Source organism: Haloterrigena sp. KLK7 (assembly GCF_037914945.1).
Lineage (GTDB): Archaea > Halobacteriota > Halobacteria > Halobacteriales > Natrialbaceae > Haloterrigena > Haloterrigena salinisoli.
The window spans coordinates 2925879-2946819 of the sequence record NZ_CP149787.1 but is presented as its reverse complement, the minus strand read 5'-3'; the positions used below and the strand labels follow the sequence as shown (position 1 = coordinate 2946819).

At 66.6% G+C, this 20941-nt stretch carries 20 protein-coding genes and 1 pseudogene; 11 read left to right on the top strand and 10 right to left on the bottom strand.

Features of this window, described 5'->3' with window-relative positions:
• The first annotated feature begins 32 nt into the window (after window positions 1–32).
• On the top strand, window positions 33–818 hold the full coding sequence (locus tag WD430_RS14505) for a YihY/virulence factor BrkB family protein (protein ID WP_339103141.1): 786 nt from the start codon (window positions 33–35) through the stop codon (window positions 816–818).
• Between the two features lie 48 nt (window positions 819–866).
• Here WD430_RS14505 and WD430_RS14500 read toward each other — a convergent pair whose 3' ends face one another.
• Window positions 867–2330 carry a winged helix-turn-helix transcriptional regulator gene (locus WD430_RS14500; protein ID WP_339103140.1) on the bottom strand — a complete coding sequence of 488 codons (1464 nt, stop codon included), beginning with the start codon at window positions 2328–2330 and terminating at the stop codon, window positions 867–869.
• A 141-nt stretch (window positions 2331–2471) separates the two neighbouring features.
• Here WD430_RS14500 and mutS point away from each other — a divergent pair, with 141 nt between their 5' ends.
• Entirely contained in the window at window positions 2472–5198 is a 2727-nt protein-coding gene (gene mutS, locus WD430_RS14495; RefSeq protein ID WP_339103139.1) for a DNA mismatch repair protein MutS, read from the top strand.
• 16 nt (window positions 5199–5214) lie between these two features.
• On the opposite strand, the gene WD430_RS14490 is transcribed toward mutS, so the two are convergent.
• From WD430_RS14490 to WD430_RS14480, 3 genes are all read right to left on the bottom strand, one after another.
• Window positions 5215–5742, bottom strand: coding sequence for a GNAT family N-acetyltransferase (locus WD430_RS14490; protein WP_339103138.1), 528 nt, complete (start codon window positions 5740–5742; stop codon window positions 5215–5217).
• Window positions 5743–5891: 149 nt separating this feature from the next.
• Complete coding sequence (locus tag WD430_RS14485) at window positions 5892–6356, bottom strand: DoxX family protein (protein ID WP_339103137.1); 465 nt, start codon at window positions 6354–6356, stop codon at window positions 5892–5894.
• 667 nt (window positions 6357–7023) lie between these two features.
• Entirely contained in the window at window positions 7024–7716 is a 693-nt protein-coding gene (locus WD430_RS14480; protein ID WP_339103136.1) for an MBL fold metallo-hydrolase, read from the bottom strand.
• Between the two features lie 139 nt (window positions 7717–7855).
• Between WD430_RS14480 and WD430_RS14475 the strand changes: the two genes are divergently transcribed.
• Window positions 7856–8851, top strand: coding sequence for a hypothetical protein (locus tag WD430_RS14475; RefSeq protein WP_339103135.1), 996 nt, complete (start codon window positions 7856–7858; stop codon window positions 8849–8851).
• A gap of 19 nt (window positions 8852–8870) precedes the next feature.
• Here WD430_RS14475 and WD430_RS14470 read toward each other — a convergent pair whose 3' ends face one another.
• Together WD430_RS14470 and WD430_RS14465 are read right to left on the bottom strand one after the other, a co-directional pair.
• Window positions 8871–10076: a cystathionine gamma-synthase gene (locus WD430_RS14470; protein WP_339103134.1), complete on the bottom strand. Its 1206-nt coding sequence runs from the start codon at window positions 10074–10076 to the stop codon at window positions 8871–8873.
• Between the two features lie 90 nt (window positions 10077–10166).
• Window positions 10167–10856, bottom strand: coding sequence for a helix-turn-helix domain-containing protein (locus WD430_RS14465; protein ID WP_339103133.1), 690 nt, complete (start codon window positions 10854–10856; stop codon window positions 10167–10169).
• Window positions 10857–11078: 222 nt separating this feature from the next.
• Between WD430_RS14465 and WD430_RS14460 the strand changes: the two genes are divergently transcribed.
• Genes WD430_RS14460 through WD430_RS14450 form a run of 3 tightly spaced genes read left to right on the top strand, consistent with a single transcriptional unit; the run spans window position 11079 to window position 12393 of the window.
• Window positions 11079–11387: a 50S ribosomal protein L21e gene (locus WD430_RS14460; protein WP_339103132.1), complete on the top strand. Its 309-nt coding sequence runs from the start codon at window positions 11079–11081 to the stop codon at window positions 11385–11387.
• A gap of 6 nt (window positions 11388–11393) precedes the next feature.
• Window positions 11394–11750, top strand: a complete 357-nt coding sequence (locus WD430_RS14455; RefSeq protein ID WP_339103131.1) for an RNA polymerase Rpb4 family protein — start codon at window positions 11394–11396, stop codon at window positions 11748–11750.
• Between the two features lie 46 nt (window positions 11751–11796).
• Window positions 11797–12393 carry a DUF655 domain-containing protein gene (locus WD430_RS14450; RefSeq protein WP_339103130.1) on the top strand — a complete coding sequence of 199 codons (597 nt, stop codon included), beginning with the start codon at window positions 11797–11799 and terminating at the stop codon, window positions 12391–12393.
• A gap of 111 nt (window positions 12394–12504) precedes the next feature.
• On the opposite strand, the gene WD430_RS14445 is transcribed toward WD430_RS14450, so the two are convergent.
• Window positions 12505–13080: a FixH family protein gene (locus WD430_RS14445; RefSeq protein ID WP_339103129.1), complete on the bottom strand. Its 576-nt coding sequence runs from the start codon at window positions 13078–13080 to the stop codon at window positions 12505–12507.
• A 346-nt stretch (window positions 13081–13426) separates the two neighbouring features.
• On the opposite strand from WD430_RS14445, the gene WD430_RS14440 reads away from it, so the two are divergent.
• The 5 genes and pseudogenes from WD430_RS14440 to WD430_RS14420 all read left to right on the top strand — a co-directional run.
• Entirely contained in the window at window positions 13427–14278 is an 852-nt protein-coding gene (locus WD430_RS14440; protein WP_339103128.1) for a 16S ribosomal RNA methyltransferase A, read from the top strand.
• 123 nt (window positions 14279–14401) lie between these two features.
• A complete protein-coding gene (locus WD430_RS14435; protein WP_339103127.1) occupies window positions 14402–15580 on the top strand; it encodes a mechanosensitive ion channel family protein in 1179 nt (392 codons plus the stop codon).
• Entirely contained in the window at window positions 15581–16162 is a 582-nt protein-coding gene (locus tag WD430_RS14430) for a HemK2/MTQ2 family protein methyltransferase (RefSeq protein ID WP_339103126.1), read from the top strand.
• Window positions 16163–16320: 158 nt separating this feature from the next.
• Window positions 16321–16530: a hypothetical protein gene (locus WD430_RS14425; RefSeq protein ID WP_339103125.1), complete on the top strand. Its 210-nt coding sequence runs from the start codon at window positions 16321–16323 to the stop codon at window positions 16528–16530.
• Between the two features lie 20 nt (window positions 16531–16550).
• A pseudogene (locus tag WD430_RS14420) lies at window positions 16551–16694 on the top strand (UTP--glucose-1-phosphate uridylyltransferase); the annotation flags it as partial.
• Between the two features lie 248 nt (window positions 16695–16942).
• Here the strand turns inward: WD430_RS14420 and WD430_RS14415 are convergent.
• The 3 genes from WD430_RS14415 to WD430_RS14405 form a co-directional block, all read right to left on the bottom strand.
• Entirely contained in the window at window positions 16943–17737 is a 795-nt protein-coding gene (locus WD430_RS14415; protein WP_339103124.1) for a VOC family protein, read from the bottom strand.
• A gap of 48 nt (window positions 17738–17785) precedes the next feature.
• Window positions 17786–19552 (bottom strand): Na+/H+ antiporter NhaC family protein, encoded by a 1767-nt coding sequence (locus tag WD430_RS14410; RefSeq protein WP_339103123.1) that lies wholly within the window; start codon window positions 19550–19552, stop codon window positions 17786–17788.
• Window positions 19553–19790: 238 nt separating this feature from the next.
• The gene (locus tag WD430_RS14405) at window positions 19791–20900 is read right to left on the bottom strand and encodes a GTP-binding protein (protein ID WP_339103122.1); all 1110 of its coding nucleotides are present in this window, start codon (window positions 20898–20900) and stop codon (window positions 19791–19793) included.
• Between the last annotated feature and the right edge of the window lie 41 nt (window positions 20901–20941).

The window sequence follows — 20941 nt, the reverse complement described above, 5'->3', positions numbered from 1 at the left end:
AGCGGTTTGGGCCGCATGACCGTAGTGGGCGTATGGGGCGCCTGGCCGAGGCGATCGAGTCCGCGGCAACGGTCGTCCGGGTCGTCTACGAGCAAGACGTCAAGTATCCCGCGGCCGCGCTCGCGTACTACGCGTTTGTCGCGTTCATCCCCTTGCTCATGCTCCTGTTCGCGCTCGTCGGCGAGCGGCTCGTCACCCGGATTCACGGCACGACACCGGAATTTCTCACGCCCGGCGCCCAGCGGCTGGTCTACGAGGCGACGACGACCGCGACGGGACGAACCTGGGCGGCGCTGTTCGCGGTCGGCGTCCTCGCCTGGAGTAGTGCGAACGTCGCCGTCGGTTTCCTAGCGGTCGTCGAGCGTATCGAGCGGGTACCCGAGCGTCCGCTCGGAAGCCAGGTTCGCGACGCCGTCGTCGTCCTCGGCTCTATCGGACTGGCGATCGTCGCGATCGTCGGGACGAGCGCGCTGTTCCCGCTGCCGCCCGTCGGGCCGGTCGCCGGACTCTCGGGAGTCGTCGTCCTCGTTCTCGCGCTCACCGTCGCCTTCCTGCCGATGTACTACGTCCCGTCGCGGTCGGCGACTACGCCGTCGGCCGCGCTCCCGGGAGCACTCGTGACCGCGTTCGGCTGGACGCTCGTTCACACCGGGGTCCACTATTACGCCGCCAACGCCGGCCGATACGCGATATACGGTGTGCTCAGCGGTGTCATTATCATCCTCACGAGTCTCTATCTCGCAGCCGTCCTGCTCATGGTCGGGATCGTCGTCAACGCGACCCTCGAGGCGCCGGGGACGTCACGACTCGGTACGTGAGAGGGAAGTCGATTTCAGACGTCCTCCTACTGCCGATCGTCCCCTCCGTCAGTCGTCGGCGGGCGCCGATGCCGACGTCTCGGCCGATACGTCCTCGAGCGCCGCGTCCTCGCTTCGCAGGGTCGTTTCGACCGCGGGCACGAGTTCGTTGACGACCGACCGACCGTCCTTCTCGCGGACGACCAGCCCGTCCTCCTCGAGCGCCGAGAGGTGGTGGGAGACGGTACTCGGGTCGCGCTCGAGTTCGTCGGCGAGACGGCCGTTCGGCGCCGACCCGAGGTCGGCGAGCGTCTCGAGCACCTCGCGTTTGGCCGGCTCCGCGAGGGCGGCGTGGAGTTCGACGTCGGCGATCGCGTCGCCGTCGTCGGCCGTCATCCCGTCGTCTTCGAGGAAGTACCGGCGCTTGCCGTTGACCTTGGCCGCGGCGACCAGCCCCTCCTCCTCGAGGACGCGGACGTGGTGGCGGACCGTCGAGAGGGCGACGCCGCTGCGCTCGCTGACTTCCGAGAGGTAACAGCCGGGATCGTCCGCGACGGTCTCGTAGATCGTCCGCCGCCGATCGTTCTCGAGCGGGTCCGAATCGTCGTAGCGGCTGTACCTGAAGATCGGGACGAGTTTCCACGGGACGAGCGACCCGACCCGCCGGAGGTACCGGAGGACCGACGACTGACCGAGCCACTTCGCAGCGAGGCCGGTCGCGCCGCCGGCCGCGGCGCCGCCTGCGCTAGTGCCGGCGGCGCCGGCCGACCCCGCAGCGGCTCCGGTACTCGCACCGACACCGGCGCCGGCTCCGGCCGCCCCGCCGGCGGCGCTGGCGGCCCCCGCGGCGGTGATCGTCCCGAGCAGGCCGACGAGGACGGCGTCAGTCGCCGACGAGGAGCCGTCGGGGACCGCGCCACCGCCGCCGACACCGCCGGCGGAATCGGTCGCGCCCGCGGTATCGCCCTCGTCCGTGTCGTCGCTCGAGCCGGTCGACGCGGACGCCGACGCCTCGAGATCGACGGACCCCGATCCGATCGATCCGTTGAGTTCGCCGCTACCGGCGACGGCGCCGCTCGAGTTATCGAGCGTTCGGTCGACCGTCCCGGCCGTCTCATTGGTGACGTTGTCGACTGTATCGGTCGTTTCGTCGGTGATCGTGTCGGCCACGTCCGTCGCCGTTTCGGTCCCGTTCTCGAGGGGATCGGTGGGTTCGTCGACGGTTTCGTCGATTTCGTCGGTCGTCTCGTCGACCGCCTCACCGGTCCCGTCAGTCGTGTCATCGGTCGCGTTTTGACTCCCGTCGGTCGTCTCGTTCGTCGCGTTCTCGATCTCGCTATCAGTATCGTTCGTCGCGTTCTCGATCTCGTCGTCCGTCTCGTCGACGGTCCCCGTGAGCGAACCGTCGTCGGTCTCGAGCGAGGCGGACCCGCCGGTCGCGGCGGCGACGATCCCGACCGTCCAAGCGCCGCAGACGAGGAGGGCGACGAGACAGACGAGGACGCGACTCGCGGTCGACGAACGGGTGGCCATGCTGTTCGTGTGGAGTTGTGCGATCGAGCGTAATACGCTTTTTCCGTTTCCTGACAGTCTCGACACCTGAACTGTTTCGGAAACGGAGCGCTCGGCGCCGATCCAGCAAGCTATTTCCGCGTCCGACGGCGGAATTGAGGTATGGATCCGGCGCTTGGCCCTCCCGAACAGATGGCCGAGAAGCGCGACGAGCTGACGCCGATGATGGCGCAGTACCACGACCTCTGTGCCCGCTACGACGACGCTATCGTGCTCTTTCAGGTGGGGGACTTCTACGAGACCTTCTGCGGCGCCGCCGAGCGAACCGCTCGCCTGCTCGAGATCGCACTGACCAGCCGCGAGGACAGCACCGGCGAGTACCCGATGGCCGGCATCCCGATCGACAACGCCGAGTCGTACATCGAGGAGCTGCTCGAGGCCGGCTACCGCGTCGCCGTCGCGGACCAGGTCGAAGAACCCGGCGAGACCTCCGGCGTGGTCGAGCGCGCGGTCACGCGCGTGATCACGCCCGGGACGCTCACCGAGGACGAACTGCTCTCGAGCGACGACAACAACTTCGTCGCCGCGATCGCCCGCGAGGGCGACCGCCTCGGACTGGCCCTGCTCGACGTCTCGACGGGCGACTTCTACGCGACGAGCGCGACCGCGGCCGAGTCGATCGCCGACGAGGTGAGCCGCTTCGCCCCCTCGGAGGCCGTCGTCGGCCCCGACGCGCCGGCCGACCCCGTTCCCGACGACTGCATGGTGACGCCGTTCGACGTGCGAGCGTTCGACGGCGAACGGGCGAAGGAGAAGGTCTCGGCGTACTTCCGCAACCCCGACGCCCTGCTCGCCGGGGACGCCGAACTCCGGGCCTGCGGCGCGCTGCTCGCGTACGCCGAGTACGTCCGCGGCGGCGAGCACGAGGGCGAACGCGGCGAGGCCGACGACGAGGAGCGGGTCGAAGCGGTCTTCGAGGGCGACGCGGACCAGCGCCTCGAGTACATCACCCAGCTCACCAGGTACGATCCGCGAGAGTACCTGCTGTTAGACGCCGTCGCCCTGCGCAGCCTCGAGCTGTTCGAACCCCGAACCGTCCACGGTCGGGACGACGCCACGCTCGTCGGCGTGCTCGACGAGACCGCCAGCGCGCTGGGCGGCCGCAAACTGCGGGACTGGATTCGGCGGCCGCTGCTCGATCCGAACCGGATCGAGGCCCGCCACGACGCGGTCGCCGAGTTGAAATCGGCCGTCCGGCGGCGCGAACGGCTCCACGACAGCCTGCGGGAGGTCTACGACCTCGAGCGACTGATCGGGCGTATCTCCCGCGAACGGGCCAATGCGCGGGACCTGCGCTCGCTGCGCGATACGCTGGCGGTCGTGCCCGAGATCCGGGAGCAGTTGGCCGACGCCGACTGCGAGCGCCTGCGAGAACTCCACGCGACCCTCGATCCGCTCACGGACGTCCGCGAGTTGATCGAGGACGCCGTCGTCGAGGAACCGCCGATCGAGATCACCGAGGGCGGGATCATCGCGGAGGGGTACGACGAAGATCTGGACGACCTCCGGGGGACCGCCCGCGACGGGAAACAGTGGATCGACGACCTCGAGGAGCGCGAGCGCGAGCGGACGGGCATCGACTCGCTGAAGGTCGGCCACAACTCGGTCCACGGCTACTACATCGAGGTGACGAACCCGAACCTCGATGCCGTCCCCGAGAACTACCAGCGCCGGCAGACGCTGAAGAACTCCGAGCGGTTCGTCACACCGAAGCTCAAAGAGCGCGAGGACGAGATCGTCGGCGCCCAGCAGCGGGCCGACGAGCGCGAGTACGAACTCTTCCGCGAGGTCCGCAGCGAAATCGCCGCCGAGGTCGAGCGCGTCCAGAACCTCGCCGACGCGATCGCGAGGCTGGACGCGCTCGTCTCGCTCGCGACCGTTGCGGCCCAGTACGACTACTGCCGGCCCGAGATGCTCGAGCGCGACGGGCGCGAGGGCCTCGAGATCGACATCGAGGGCGGCCGCCACCCGGTCGTCGAGCGGACCCAGGAGTCGTTCGTCCCCAACGACGCGCGCCTGACGAACGGCCGGCGGCTGGCGGTGATCACGGGTCCCAACATGTCGGGGAAGTCGACCTACATGCGGCAGGTGGCCCAGATCGTCCTGCTCGCGCAGATCGGTAGCTTCGTGCCCGCCCGTTCGGCCAGGCTGACGCCAGTCGATCGGATCTTCACTCGCGTCGGCGCCAGCGACGACATCGCTGGCGGCCGGTCGACGTTCATGGTCGAGATGGACGAACTCGCGACCATTCTGCGCGAGGCCGACGAGCGCTCGCTGGTCCTGCTCGACGAGGTGGGCCGGGGGACGTCGACCGCCGACGGCCTCGCCATCGCGCAGGCGATCACCGAGCACATCCACGATCGGGTCGGCGCGACGACGCTGTTCGCGACCCACCACCACCCGCTGACCGAACTGACCGACGACCTCGAGGCCGCGTTCACGCTCCACTTCGAGGTCGACCAGGCCGAGGGCGAGGTCGTCTTCCACCACGAGATCGCCCCCGGTGCGGCGACGGGGTCGTACGGCGTCGAGGTAGCGACCGCGGCGGGCGTTCCCGAGGACGTGGTCGAGCGCTCGAGAGAACTGGTCGCGGAAGCGGCCGGCGACGGATCCGGCGAAGACGAGACGATCGACGAGCGAGCCGAGACCGGCGAGCCGGACGCTCCCGGCGAAACTACCGACGTCGAGGCGACTGCTGCGGCCACTGCAGATGGCGGTGATATCCCGACCGACGTGGCCGCCGAACTCCGAGCGCTGGACCTCGCCCACCTCACCCCCGTCGAGGCGCTGACGGAACTCGATCGGTTGAAGCGACTGCTCGAAGACTGACGCGGTTACGCTGCGGTCAGTCGTTACCGCACAGCGATTTCCGGTAGAATAGCAGTTCGAGCGGCTCGTCGAATCCCTCGACTCGCTCGCGGGCCGCCTCCTCGAATCCCAGTTTCTCGTAGAGTCGACGCGCCGCGGTCAGGATCGGCATCGTATCGAGGACGATGCAGTGAACGCCTCGCTCGCGGGCACGGCGCTCGAGTTCCTCGGCGATCTGCTGCCCGTAGCCCCGTCGCTGGTGGTCCGGATCGACGCGCATTCTGGTTAGTTCGACCGTCGACTCGGGGAGGTCGGGGACGACCTGCGCGGCGAAATCCGTCTCGTCGAGCGGTCGGAACGCCCCCATCGCGACGATTCGTCCCTCACGTTCGCCGACGAGGAACTCGCCGCCCGCCTCGAGGTAGGTCTCGCTGATCGCCTCGAGGTCCTCGTCCGGGACGTCCTCGACGTAGGCGCCGACGTCTCGCATGGCCGCCTCGTGGATCTCTCGGACGCGGGCGGCGTCCGCCGATCGGAACCGACGAACGCGACGGTCGCGCGTCATCTACCGCACCTCCTGCGATCGCCCGAGCGTTCGGTCGCGACGCCGTCTCGAGTGCGGCGGCTCATGTTCAGCTGTCGAGTCGCCTCGAAGAAAACACCTTGGGTTGGTAACAGTTCGAGCGACGGATCACCGAGGCGGACGGCGCCGCGTTACCGGCCGCGTTGCCCGATCCCGAGGAACGCGAGCGCGGCGCCCAGCAGCGCGGCGTTCTTCAGGAAGTGCGTCATCTCCTGTTGTTGCTGTTGGGGATCGTCCTCGTTCCAGAAGTCGTGCATGATCGGCGTCGTTCCGATGAGAAAGCTGGCGATCGCCGCGGCGCCCGCCGCCGGCGCCCGCCAGAAGACGATGCTGACGGCGCCCAGCAGCAGACTGCCGCTGATCGCCGGCACCGAAACGCCGGCCAGCGGCGTGTCCTTGGACTCGGCGTAGGCGACTCGCCCCTCGAGGTTCCGGAGGTTATCGACGGCGTTGAACGCGAGGATACCGCCGAAGAGGAGCCGTCCGACGCGGAACGCCGTGCTCTCGGTGACGTCCGATTCCGACGGCGCTTCGGGTTCGTCGGACCGGCCGACGGTGCTGTCGCTTCGCTGATCCGATCGGGAGAGGAAGCTCATTTCGGTTCGAACTCACACTCCGAACGGGTTAGGCGGCGCCGTGGCAACTGCAGGGACAGCGTCCGTTCCGACGGCTCGAACGGGACAGCTGCGCTCCTCGGCAGTTCGAGTCGGAGAGCCGGCATTCGCAGCGGTCCCTCGCTCGAGAGTAGTATCGCCGCTCAGTACGGGAGAAACAGACGACTCGCATCTATAGCCGTCTTTTGGGAGTTATCCACGTCCTCTGAACTGTCCCGATCACGCTCCAAACTATATAGGCATAATGTATTCGATCGTCACTCACAATATAACAAATGGAAGGACGCACACCACGGATAGCGCCAGAATTCCATGCGCTGCTTTCCTCAGTGCATAGTATGGCTACCTCACAGATACGATTCGGGTTCCCTGTCAGCACCCATCCCGACGTTACTGAGAGGTTCCAATCGCTGACGACTGGAGGCAGGAAACGCCAAGCCCTCTCCACTGAAGGCGGATGCAGGGACTGCCGGTGATCGGTGGTCAGCGAGACACGTCCGAAACGTGCGACTTGGAAAACCCTCGTACTCCCGAAAGGGTTGAGGGGTAGTACAAGGGGTTGGCCAACCTCCGTCTTTTCGTACCTACCACTATCAGAAACGGTGGTTCCGTTCGCATCTCGAGCGAGCGAACGGCGGTTTGAAACCCGTCAGTCCTCGAGTCCGCGCTCGTAGAGTTCTCGAATCCGCTCGCTCCCGCGGTCGACGTAGCCGCCGTGATAGCAGACGACGTGGTCGATTTCCCGGTCGGCCAGTTCGCCGACCGACTCGAGGGCGCGATCCGTGTCGGGCGTGAACTCGGGTTTCGGACCCGACAGCGAGCCATCATCGTCGTCCGCGACGAGGGCGTCCCCGGCGATCAGCAGACCGTCCTCCGGGAAGTGCAAGGAGATGTGTCCGGGCGCGTGGCCGGGCGTCTCGAGGACGTCCATCGGGCCGGCGAGGGTCGGGACCCGGACGCCGCCGGCGAGTTCCAGATCGACGTCGACGGGGGGATAGCGGTCGCCGTCGCCCTTGATGGGGTCGCGCTCGCCGGTGACGTACGGCGCCTCCTCGCGGTGGGTCGCGACGACCGCGTCGACGGCCTCGAGCAGGTCGTCGACACCCCCCGCGTGATCGGCGTCGTGGTGGGTCAGGACGACGAGCCAGATGTCCTCGAGGGCGTAGCCGAGCGTCCGGAGGTGCGTTCGGATGCCCTCGAGCGCGCCCTGCGGACCGGCGTCGATCAGGACCAGTCCGCGCTCGGTCTCGACGAGCGTCGGAGTGAGCGTGATCGTTCGGCTACCGTACTCGACCGTGATCGGGAGCGTATGGACGCCCGCGTCGCGTTCGTCTGCCGACATACTCGAGTCGTCCGCGCCCAGTACGAAAGGACTGTCCGTCCGTTTTCCCGCGTCTGCTCGTCTTCCCAGCATATAATATACAATGATTTAAACAATTAGAGTCAAGTATTTTTGACTCCTGTTACATACCAGATAATCGATGGCAGCCGAGTCGCAGTTTCCCACGCTCGAGGTCGAGACGGACCCGTTCGCGGACGCACGGACGCGGACGCTCTCGGAGACGGTCCAGCCGTTGGTCGACGCGTACGACGAGCGGATCGCCGATCGAGATCGCTCGACGTGGCGATGGTTCGACGCCGTCGAACCCGAGTTCCGCCTGTCGTGTGTCGACGACGAGTGCGGCCGACGCGTCCGCGACGCGAAGGTGCTCGCGACGATGTTCATCACCGTCATCGACGACGTCGCCGAGCGACACGGCGACCGGGCCACCCTCGAGGAACTGCTGCTCGTTCCGTTCGACTCGCGACCCGCCGATCCGACCCGCGACGGCGTCGACGGCGAGTACGTGCGGTTCCAGCAGGAGCTCTGGGACGCGCTGCTGTCGCTGTACCGGGAGAGCCCGCGGGCCGACGAGTTCGAGCCCCTGTTCCGGTTCGACGTGCGGCAGGCGCTTCAGTCGGTCGACTACTCGGCGCTGCTGGGTCGGTATCCCGGACTCACCGGCGAACGCGAGCTCTGGACGTACGACGTCTACAACATGATGCTCTTCCCGTTCGCCGATATCGACCTCGCGAACGCGTCGGCGTTCGAGACGAGCGAGCTCGCGGCCGTTCGGGACCTCGTCGCCTGCGGCCAGCGGATGGCGCGGATCGGCAACTGGATCGCCACCTGGCAGCGGGAGCTCGCCGAGGGCGACTACAGCGCGGGCGTCGTGGCGCGAGCCCTCGAGTCCGGCGTCGTGTCGGCGGACGAACTCCGGGCGATCCGGTCGTCGCCGGCCGACGCGACCGTCGACCCGATCGTCGAACGGATCCGCGACGCCGGCATCGAGACCGCGTTCGTCGAACGGTGGCGTCGCGAGTACGAGCGGGGCACCGACTACTGCGGCGAGATCGAGTCCGTCGACGCCCGGGCGTATCTCGAGGGGTTCGTGCCGATCTTCCGTTCGCAACTCGCGCGCCGGTCCGCGGCGTGACGCGCCGGCGCCGCGGTACCTAGTGGAGCGCCGTCTCGATCGCTCGCTCGAGGTCGCCGATCAGGTCGTCGACGTGTTCGATGCCGACGCTCACGCGAACGAGGCCGTCAGTGAGCCCCGCTTCGACGCGTTCCTCGCGGGGAATCGCGGCGTGGGTCATCGGCGCCGGCTGTTCGATCAGGCTCTCGACGCCGCCGAGGCTCTCGGCCAGCGTGAAGACCTCGGTGCTCGAGACGACCTCGCCGGTCTCCGCTAAGCTCGCGTCGAGTTCGAAGCTCAACATTCCGCCGAAGTCGTCCATCTGCTCGGCGGCGATCTCGTGGCCGGGATGAGACTCGAGGCCGGGGTAGTAGACGCGGTCGACGTCGGGGTGGTCGTCGAGCCACTCGGCGATGGCGCGGGCGTTCTCGCAGTGGCGGTCCATGCGGACGGGCAGGGTCTTGGTGCCCCGGAGGACGAGGAAGCACTCGAAGGGGCCCGGCGTCGCGCCGACGGAGTTCTGGTAGAAGCCCAGTCGCTCGTCCAGTTCCTCGTCGTTCGTCAGGAGCGCACCGCCGACGACGTCCGAGTGGCCGCCCAGATACTTCGTCAGGGAGTGCGAGACGATGTCCGCGCCGAGGTCGAGCGGTCGCTGGAGGTACGGCGTCGCGAACGTGTTGTCGATCGCACAGAGCGCGTCGTGCTCGTGGGCGATCTCGGCCGCGCCAGCGATGTCGACGATCGACATGAGCGGATTAGTCGGCGTCTCGAGCCACAGCAGCGCCGTCTCCTCGCGGAACGCCGCCTCGATCTCGTCTAAGTCGGTCATGTCGACGAACGAGAACTCGAGGTCGTACTCCTCGTACACCTGCGTGAAGATGCGGTGGGTGCCGCCGTAGACGTCGTTGCCAGTGACGACGTGATCCCCGGCCTCGAGGAGGTTGAGCACGGTGTTGATCGAGGCCATCCCGCTGGCGAAGGCGCGGCCGTACTCGGCGTTCTCGAGGCTCGCGAGGTTTTCCTCTAAGTCCGTCCGGGTCGGGTTCCCGGTCCGGGAGTACTCGTAGCCGCGGTGGTCGCCCGGCGCGTCCTGTTTGTAGGTGGAGTTGGCGTGAATCGGCGTCATCAGTGCGCCCGTTTCGGGATCGGGCTCCTGTCCGGCGTGGATCGAGCGGGTCTCGATTCGGTGTGGTTCCCGCTCGCCGCGGTCGTCGGCGCCGTCACCGTCGCTGTCGGAGTCGTCCATACCGGTCCAACGGCCTCGAGCGGGGTGACTCTTGCTCCTGCGGGGCGGCCGCAATTCTCGGCGGGACCCGCCGAGTGGCCGGGAACCGCCTCACTGGATCTGTCGGCGCTTCGGCGACTCCGTGACGGAGGCCGAGACGACGTGATCGACGAGTTTCGCCTCGATCTTCCGGAGATGCTCGCCGACTGTCCCGCCCGCGATGCCGACCTCGCGACCGATCTCCTCGTAGGTCGTCTCTCGGGGCGAGCCGTAGTAGCCCAGCTCGATCGCCGTCTCGAACAGCCGGCGCTGTTTCGGCGTGAGCGACGCGAGGAAGACGTTCTCCTCGGGTTCGAACGGCTGCTTCGTCTCGAGGGACAGGTCGACGTCGTCCGGCACGACCGACCGTGCCCGCTGAAACGACTCCTCGGTCGCGAACAGCGACACCTTGAGGTCGCCGTCGCGAACGTACGTCAGCGGCGGGTCGAGGAACACCTGAAAGTCCCGCGTCACCCGCAGGAGTTCGGTGACGGTCTCGTTGGGGACGAACCGCGAGCAGACGAAGATCCGGTCACCGAACTCCTCGATCCAGTAGCCGAGCGAGCCGAGCTCCTCGTCGACGAGCGCCTCGACGCGTTCGAACTCCCCCGCGAGTTCGTAGACCATCACCCCGAGTCCGTCGGGGCGGAGACGGATCCGGTGGATCGCCACGCGGTCGACCCCTTCCCGGCGATCGATCCGCTTTTCGAACGGATGGAACCACCCACGCTGCGGCGAGAGCCGAAGTTCGTACTGACGCATCAATGCGTGTGGATACCACAGTCCCTCTTCAATAAACACCCACTACGCTCCCAGTGAGCGGGAACCGGCCGACCCACCGCTCTCCGGCCGGTGAACGGCTCCTGTCGCCGCCCGAGTTCGCCGTCACTACCGGCCGACTGCGGGCCGATCCGGGCGTCGCTGCCGCGGCCGTACGAATACGTGCGTTTTATAACGCCGACCGGACAACACCGTCGTACGACTATGCCGAACTCTAATGGCCCTCGTCAGGGATCCCGAAGAAAACTCGCGAACGAACCTCGAGACCGCGGTACCTCGTCGCCACAGCGCGCGATTCAGGAGTACGAGGAAGGCGAAAAGGTCCACCTGAAGATCGACCCGAGCGTCCCTAACGGACGCTTCCACCCGCGCTTCGACGGTCAGACCGGCGAAGTCGTCGGCAAACAGGGCGACGCCTTCAAGGTCCAGATCAGCGACAGCGGCAAGGAGAAGACGCTGATCGTCACCGCCGCGCACATGCGCGCCCAGAACCAAGAGAAGTCCCGGATCTGAGCGAGCATGACGATCTTCAAGGAGATCGTCGACGAGGAGTTCCTCACGGTCTCGGAAACGAAGGAGCTGCTCGCCGACATCGAAGCCGAACGGGCGCTAGACGAGGATCGGGAACTGCCCTACGAGCTCGCACGCGCAGTCGAGCACGTCAACCGGTTTACCGTCCTCGAGCCCGCGGAGGCACAGGAACTCGTCGACCAGCTCCAGGAGCTGGAGAAGGTCGACGAACCGACGGCGTACAAGATCGCCAACCTCCTGCCGCGCAACCGCGACGAGCTCCGCTCGGTGTACGCACAGCAACGGTACTCGCTGTCGGGTGACGAACTCGACGAGATCCTCAACGTCGTCGCCCAGTACGCCTGACTGCGGGCCGACTCTTTAAGTACGCCGTCGCCGTACGGTTATGACAATGACTGAATCCGATAGCGGCGAGGCGGACGTCCGTCGCGCAGTCGTATTGGACTATCTCGCGCACGGGCTCTCGGACGACAGCCGTCCACAGTACGAGAAATCGCCGGCCGGCTACGCCCTCGAGATCGACGACTTCGAGCTCTATCAGGTCGCGTTCGACGAGGACGAGCGACTCACGATCGGCAGCGAGGTCGTCGTCGAACCCGCCGCCGAACGCGACGTGGTCACCGAAGCCCGGCGGGTCGACTACGAAGACCTCTCCTCGGGCGCCCAGTCGGAACTCGAGTACGTCGTCGCGGACCTCGTCGAGGAGAACGAAGAGCGGTTCGTCGACTTCTACAACGACGCCCAGCCGATCACGCTGCGGCTCCACCAGCTGAACCTCCTGCCCGGGATCGGGAAGAAACTCCGCAACGGCATCCTCGACGAACGAAAGCGCAAGCCCTTCGAGAGCTTCGAGGAGCTCTCGGAACGCGTCTCGGGACTACACGATCCCGACGAGATCCTCGTCGAACGGATCCTCGAGGAACTGCGCGACGACGACCTGAAGTACCAGACGTTCGTCGGCCGGCGCGAGCAGGAGCAGAACCAGTAGCGAACGGCTTCGCTCGAGCGCGGTCACGGGTTTTTCGCGCTCTCGTTCGTTGGAGAGGAATCCGGCGAGGACGACTCCCGCCTTCGGCGGGAGCACCACCGGTGAGACGGGTCAGCGGTGCCGGTACGTCAGGAGCGCGCCACCGATCCCCGCGATACCCGTTACGGCGACCGCGACGCTACCGAACCCGAAGGCAGCCGCTTCAGTCTGATTGTCGGCGGTCCGTGAATCGTCACTGCTGTTGACGGTCTGCGAGTCGTCACCGGGGTATTCGATCTCGCTCCGGTCGTGGACCTCCGTTTCGAAGTGAGTGTGAACCTCGGTGTCTCCGATGCTTCCCTCTAGATGGACGACGTATTCACCGGGCTCCGTGAAGACGACCGGTGCCTCGTACACCCCGTCTTCACCGTGCGCTTCGCTGAGGTCGATTTCGACCCTCTCGTTCCCCTCGTTCTGGACGTACATCCGCAGCGCTTCGGCCTGTCCCGTGACCGGCTCGCCGCTCTCGTTATCGACGATTTCGACTTCCAACCACATTCGTTCGCCCGTGATGAGGGGTTCTTCTGCCCCGCCGAAGGTGACGTCGTACCCCTCGACGGTCCGCGTTTCGTGAGCCGTGACCGGACCGGCAGCGCCGGCCAGTACCGCGAGGAGGACGAGCGAGATGGCTGGTCTCTGATAACGCATCGCATAGGCGTTCCACCGGCACCGTCGAAACTGATCTGGTTCGATTCACTGAAAGACCCGTCAGTGACCAACACGGTGGACGCGCGGCGGCGGATCGTCGCCGTCCGCTGGGCGCTTCCGCGGGACCCGTCGGCCCCGATTCGGGTACCGCACGTCACCCGAACTCCGATCGCGCCAGGGTCGCGTAATCGGTCGTCGGAACCGGTCTCAGGCCGGAAGCGGTGCCGAGCGCCCCGTTTCGTGACACCTCGCTGCCGGCCGCCCACCGAAGCGAGCGCTCGAGTTCCACACCGTATCGGAACCGCGAGACGGTGCGTTTACACCCGTCCCCGCGAAAACGCAGTCAATGAGAGATCCAGACGGACTGATCGCCCGGGCGGGCGTCCGCGGCGATCCGGACCGCGACCAGCACTTTCTGATCGACGATCGGGTGCTGGACCGGTTGCCGACTCACCTCGAAGAAATCGGCGCCGATACGAGCCACCTGCTCGAGATCGGCGGCGGGACGGGCGCGCTGACCGATCGCTTGCTGGCGACGGGCGACGAGGGCGACGCGGTGACGGTCGTCGAACGCGACCCCGACCTCGCCGACTTCCTCCGCGAGGAGTTCGCCGACGAGATCGCGGCCGACGAGCTGACGGTGATCGAGGGCGACGCCCTCGCGGTCGACCTGCCCGACTTCACGGCCTCAGTCTCGAACCTCCCCTACGGCGTCTCGAGCGAGATCACCTTCCGCCTGCTTCCCGAGGGGCGCCCCCTCGTCCTCATGTTCCAGCGGGAGTTCGCCGACCGGATGGTCGCCGAGCCCGGGACGTCCGACTACGGCCGCCTCTCGGTGTCGACTCAGCACTACGCGGCGCCCGAAATCGTCGAGACGATCCCCAAGGAGGCCTTTTCGCCCCCGCCGGCCGTCGAGAGCGCGGTCGTCCGCCTCGAGCCCCGCGACCCCGACTACGAGGTCGGCGACGAGGCCTTCTTCCTGCGGTTCGTGAAGGCGCTGTTCACCCAGCGCCGGAAGACGATCCGGAACGCGATCCGCAACACGGCGCACATCTCCGGGCTCGAGGCGCCCGACGCGGTCGTCGAGGCGGCCGACGAGGAGATCCTCCGCAAGCGGGCCGACGCGATGGCGCCTGCGGAGTTCGCGGCGCTGGCCGAGCTCGCGGCCGAGGTCAGTGAGATCGGCGAGGGCCAGTGACGGTGGCACGGCGAGCGGTGAGACGCGCCGCCGGACGAACGCGAATCGGCCCGACCCCGATCGCGTTCGACCGACGGATACACAAGCCTGCGGGAACCATTCGCTCGAGAGACGCGTGAACCTATGTCCGTGCCACTGACCGCTCTCAACCGGCTGTCGGACGCGTTCGGAACCGAGTTCCGGATCGCGGTGACGGTCGCGGCGGTCGCCGCCCTACTGGCCGTCCTGCTGTCCTATCGGCGGCTGCAGGACTGGCTCTGCGAGCGGACCAAACCGCTGTACAGCGACATCGCTTCGACGGCCCTCCTCATCGGGACCTGCGTGATCGCCCTCAGCGTCGTCCTCGAGGTGTGGGGCCTCACGGGCGACGTCTACACGCTCTACTCGGAGGGGCTGGGGCTCGACGAGACCGTCTTCGTCCGGGCGGCGGTCACGTTCATCCTCGTCATCGGGACGCTGATCGTCACGCGGTTCGTCAAGCGGATCATCACGGAGGTGCTGAGTTCGGCGTCGGCGGTCACGGACCACCAGCGGGAGGTCACCCACCGGATCTCGCAGGTGATCATCTGGTCGGTGTCGCTGGTCGTCGTCCTCGGCGTCTGGGTCGACGACCTCGGCGGCCTGCTCGTCGGGGCCGGGTTCCTCGGTATCGTCGTCGGTATGGCCGCCCGCCAGACGCTGGGAACCGTCCTCGCGGGCTTCGTCCTGATGTTCGACCGCCCCTTCGAGATCGGCGACTGGATCGAGGTCGAGGATCACGAGGGGATCGTCACCGACATCTCGATCGTCAACACCCGCATCCAGTCGTTCGACGGCGAGTACATCATGATCCCCAACGACGTCATCTCCTCGAGCGCGGTCACGAACCGCTCGCGGCGCGGCCGGCTGCGTATCGAGATCGACGTCGGCGTCGACTACGAGAGCGACGTCGATCGGGCCGCGGAGATCGCCAAGACGACGGTCGAAAATCTCGATCGGTCGCTCACGGCGCCGTCGCCCCAGGTCGTCAGTAAGTCCTTCGGCGATTCGGCGGTCGTCATCGGCGTGCGGTTCTGGATCGACAGCCCGTCCGCCAGACGTCGCTGGCAGGCCCGAACGGACGCGATCAACGCGATCAAGACGGCCTTCGAGGACGAGGAGATCAAGATCCCGTACCCGCAGCGCGAACTGTCCGGTCGGGCCGAGACGAACGGCTTCCGGATCAACGAGGGGCCCCCTCGAGCGAGCGACGCCGGGCGAGCGGACGACGGCGACGGCACGGAGCGAGAGGCGAAACGGATGACGCGCACGGAGGACGATTGAATGGGACTCGAAGACCGACGGGACGTGGAGACGGACGTGTACCAGCCCGCCGAGGACTCGCACCTCCTCGCGGACGCGGCCTGCGAACGCCTCGCCGACGCCGACGAGGGCTCGGTCGTCCTCGAGGTCGGCACCGGGTCGGGCTACGTCGCGGGCCGAATCGACGACGACACGCCCGCGCGCGTGATCGCCGCGGACCTGAACCCCCACGCGGTTCGACAGGCCCGCGAGTCGGGCCTCGAGGCGGTCCGAGCCGATCTGGTCGCCCCCGTCGCCGACGGCGCCCTCGACGCGGTCGTCTTCAACCCGCCGTACCTGCCGACCGATCCCGACAACGAGTGGGACGACTGGATGGAACGCGCCCTCTCGGGCGGCGAGGACGGCCGCGCCGTCATCGATCCCTTCCTCGCGGACGTCGGTCGAGTGCTCGCGCCAGACGGGAGGGTCTACCTACTGGTTAGCAGTCTGACTGGGGTCGACGAGGTAGTCGAAGAGGCCGGCGAGCACGGCTTCAGCGCCGTCGCCGTCGCCGACGAGTCGTTCCCCTTCGAGACCCTGACGGTGCTCGAGTTGCTCCGGTAGTCGCGCGCGGCCGGGAGTTCACCCCCGCGACCGTCTGTCGCCGTCGTTGTTCCTCCTCGAGTCCCTGTCGTTTCAACTACCGCCGTCCTCGCTGACTCGGTATAAGGCGTACCGTGATTCAGCCGACCGGCTTAGTCGGTCGTCCGTCTCGTCTCCGTATGGAACAGGAACACCTGCACGACGGACCCGCGCTGCCCTCGAGTCGCGACCGAATCCGCGAGACGTCGACGTGTCGCACCTGCGACGCCGAGATCGGTCCCCGCGACCGGCGACTGACGTGGCGAGTCCGCGACGGCGAGGACGTGTTCGAGTACCACTACTGCAGCGAGGAGTGTCTGCCGGCGGCCCGAGAGAAGCCCCGACAGTAGACTGATACACGTCGTCGCCGACGGGACGGACCGTCGACGCCGTCCGAATGGACGGCCGGCGGACCGACATCGGCTATCCGGAGGACCGCGACGCGGCCGAACAACGGCTTCAGGAGCGGTCCGCAGAATCCGAGACTCAGACGGCAGGGGCCTCGAGCGAGTGAGACGCTCGGTCGACTGCACGGCACGTCGAATCCACTTCGATTGACGACGAGCAGCGTCTCCTTCGCGTCGGTGTTACACTCGAGAAGAAATGGGAACGGTAACGGACGCGGTCAGCGACCGCAACGACGAACGTCCTGAGTACTGGCGCGATCGTCATAGACCAGTCGACATCGACAGCGACCTCCGGGACGGCGAGCGATCGGCAAGCGGTGGAAGCGGCCGTCCGTCGAAACGCGTTCCGACCGAATCAGAACGGGAACAGCGAGTCGGCCTCGAGGTCGCGCTCGATCAGTTCGATCTCGTGGCCGTCCTGATCCGTAGTGAAGGCGTACATGTTGTCGTTGCTCTCCGGATCACGGTAGTCGGGCGCCTCTCGCTCGAGCAGAGCGTCCCAATCTTCGTTCAGGTCGTCGACGCGGACGCAGAGGTGGCCCCACGCGTCGCCCATGTCGTAGCTGCGGCCGTCGTAGTTGTACGTCAGCTCGACGGACATCGCTTCGGGCGGGGCGTCTCGAGGCTCGACGAAGTAGTTCGCGAAGGAGTCGGCCTCCCAGCGGCCGACCTCGTCGTACTCGAACTTGCGGGTCCAGAAGCCCAGCGCCTCGTCGGCGTCCTCGACGCGGATCATCGTGTGGTCGATCGACCACAGCGCGCCCTCGTCGGGGTCGCGCTGGACGATCTCGATCTCGTGGCCGTCGGGGTCCTTGACGAACGCGTAACTCCCGCCGCAGGACTCGGGATCGCGGTAGTCCTCGACGCCCTCGTCCATCAGCTGCTGGTAGTAGTCCTCGAGTTCGCCGTCCGGCACTCGCACCGCGATGTGGCCCCAGGCATCGCCCAGTTCGGGCTCTTCGCCCTCGTTGTGGGTGATCTCGAGCATGGCGCCGTCCTCGTGCATGTCCTCGGGCCCCAGATAGACGATCGTGAAGCCGTCGCCCTCGAAGCGATCCTTCTCCTCGTACTCGAGGTGGGTCTGATACCAGTCGAGCGACTCCTCGAGATCCGAGACGCGGATCATCGTGTGGTCGAGCGTTCCGTCCATACGCGAGAGAACGCCTGCGACCTCAAAAAGCGTGGCGAAGGCGGCGGTCTATTCGTTCCGTTCGGTCGAATCCGCGCCGATCTCGGCATCGGGCTCTGCGCTATCGGCCACCGGATCGGTCGCGACCGGCTCGAGACCCTTTCTGTCGGCGTCGAGGTTCGAGAGGCCGACGACGAGGCCGACGAGGGCGACGACGCCGAGCGGCAGGAAGACGAACGGCGGCACGCCGAGGTAGCCGTTGAGCAGGTAACAGCCGACGACCACGAGGAAGACGGTCGCGGCATAGGGGAGTTGCGTGCGGACGTGGTCGATCAGGTCGGCACCGCTGAACGTCGCCGAAAGCACCGTCGTGTCGGAGATCGGCGAGGCGTGGTCGCCGAAGATCGCGCCGGAGAAGACGGCGCCGACGGCGACCGGAACGAGTTCGAACCCGCTCCCGAACTCGTAGGCGATCTGGATGGCGATCGGCGTCACGAGTCCCATCGTCGCCCACGACGACCCCATCGTGAACGCGACGAACGCCGCGACGAACAGCACGAGGACGGGGAGCAACTCCGCAGTGATGTACGGCTCGGCCACGGTGGCGACGTACTCGCCCGTTCCGAGCACTTCGGCGACGCTACTGATCGTCCACGCGAGCACGAGGATCGTTACCGCCGTCAGCATGATGCCGAAGCCGTCGATGACGGTGTCGACGCCGTCGCCGATGTCGAAGAGTCCGTAGCCGATCCCGATCGCGATCGCGGCGACGACCATCGCGAACGAGCCCCAGATCAGCGCCGGCGCGAAGGCGGCTTCGCCGACGATGTCGATCAGCACTTGAATGGTCGAGAATAGCACGTCGACGGCCCCGTCGCCCTCGATAGCGGCCCCTATCGACGTCGGTGCACCCGCTTCGGCCTGACTCGACTGCCAGGTCTGGTACCCCGTCCAGAACGCTCTCCCGAGCGTCACCGCGATCAGGACGGCGACCGGCGCGAAGAACGTCCGTAGCATCGGTCGATCGTCGATCGGTTCGCCCAGGTCCTCCTCGACCTTCTGGAGCGGCTGTGCGCCCTCGCGGTTGACCGCACCGGTCGTGCGCGACCGATGCTCGGCGTCGAGCATCTCGCCGTAGTCCCGACCGGTGTAGACGACGATGCCGACCATGGCGATCGCCAGCAAGGCGTAGGTGTTGTACGGGATCGACCCCATGAAGGTCCAGAACGCGCTAGGTGCCTCGTCCGCGACGCCCATGTCCTCGTACGCGGTGCTGATCAGGGACAGCTGGAACGCGACCCAACTCGAGATGCCCAGCGTCGCGACGGGCGCGGCCGTCGAGTCGACGATGTACGCGAGCTTCTCGCGGGAGATCCGCAGCTCGTCGGAGATTTCGCGCATCGTGCTTCCGACGATCGCGGTATTGGCGTAGTCGTCGAAGAACATGAGGACTCCGAGACCCCACGTGGTCAGCCCGACGGCCCGCTGGGACCGGAGGTTTTCGGTCGCCCAGTCGCGCACGGCGATCGCGCCGCCGAGCCGCCAGATGAGCGCGACGCCGGAACCAAGTAGGAGCGTGAACACGAGAATCTGGACGTGAAAACCGTCGTCAGCGATGATCGCGTCCACGATCCAGTCGAACGTCTGTGCGATGCCGAGGCCGCCGGTGTGGATGACCGCGCCCGACCAGATACCGAGAAACAGCGAGAACATCGGTCGGCGGGTTACGATCGCGAGGACGATCGCGAGTAGCGGCGGGACGAGCGAGAGTATCCCTGAATCGATCAACTGCCCGAGCCAATCGACCACCTGTGAGAGCCACCCGATAGCAATCATATCTACTAGTCTTGGGGCCGCCGGATATTTTTCATCGTTCCGGTTCGAATACTGTCTGATCAATAACTGTATCACATCGAACGCCGCTCGTGTGGGAGATTACCCGCTGCCGGACCTATCGTTCGATATATCTGTGCGTAATATGAGACCCGCAGTATCGAATCCAGTAGGAATTACAGCCGAATAGAAATGACGTCGATCACGCCTCACAGTCGTCAGTTTCGGGTTCGTACGCCTTCTACCGGCGCAGAATCAGCTTCAGTACGTCCTCGTCCTCGAGGACGTGGTCCTTCCCGACCTGCTGTTGGTCGTGGGTGGCGCTGGGGCCCGTGACGCGGGCGAAGCGGAACCGCTCTTCCATCTCGCCGCCGAGTTTCTCGATGGCCTCGCCGACGGTCGTCCCCCGCTCGATGACCAGCGGCTCCTCCCAGTCGATGCCGCGACCGGGTTTGTCCATGTAGACGCGGATCAGACCCAGGTTCTCCCAGATGCGGTCCTTGAGCACCTCGAGGCCCTTCTCCTGCTCGGCGCTGATGAAGGTGACGTCCTCGGGATCGAGGTCGCGTTCGCGCAACTGCGCGTCGACGGTCTCCTTGTAGTCGGGATCGATCAGGTCGACCTTGTTCACGCAGGTGATCGAGGGAATGTACTCGCGGTTCTCCATCAGGCCGTCGACCAGGCGGTCGATGGTGACGTTCTCCTGGAGGTTGACGACGGCGTTGACGTAGCCGTGCTCGCGGAGGACCTGCTTGATCGTCTCCTCGTCCAGGTCCTGCTCGGTGCTCGAGGTGATCTTGATGCCGTCCTTGATCTTCGGGCGCACGGTTACACGCGGCGGCTCCCGGTCGACGCGGATGTTGATGTCGTATAACTCCTCCTGCAGGCGGTCGTACTGGTCGATCTCGAACACCGAGAGCATGAAGACGATGAGATCGGCGTTCCGGACGACCGCCAGCACCTGCTGGCCGTCGCCCCGGCCCGACGCCGCGCCCTCGATCAGCCCGGGGACGTCCAGCATCTGGATGTTCGCTCCGCGGTGCTGGAGCATCCCGGGGTTGACGTCCAGCGTCGTGAACTCGTAGGAGCCCGTCTCGCTTTCGGCGTTGGTCAGCGAGTTCAGCAGCGACGACTTGCCGACGCTCGGGAAGCCGACCAGGGCGACGGTGGCGTCGCCGTGTTTCTCGACGGAGTAGCCGGTGCCGCCGCCGGCCGAGCTCTGGTTCTGGAGCTTTTCCTTCTTCTCCGCGAGCTTCGACTTCAGCCGGCCGATGTGGGCCTCGGTCGACTTGTTGTAGGGCGTGTTGGCGATTTCGTCTTCGATCTCCTCGATCTCCTCCTCGAGCCCCATTTGCTAGTGTCCAACCGCCCGCGCCGAAAAACACTTTCGAG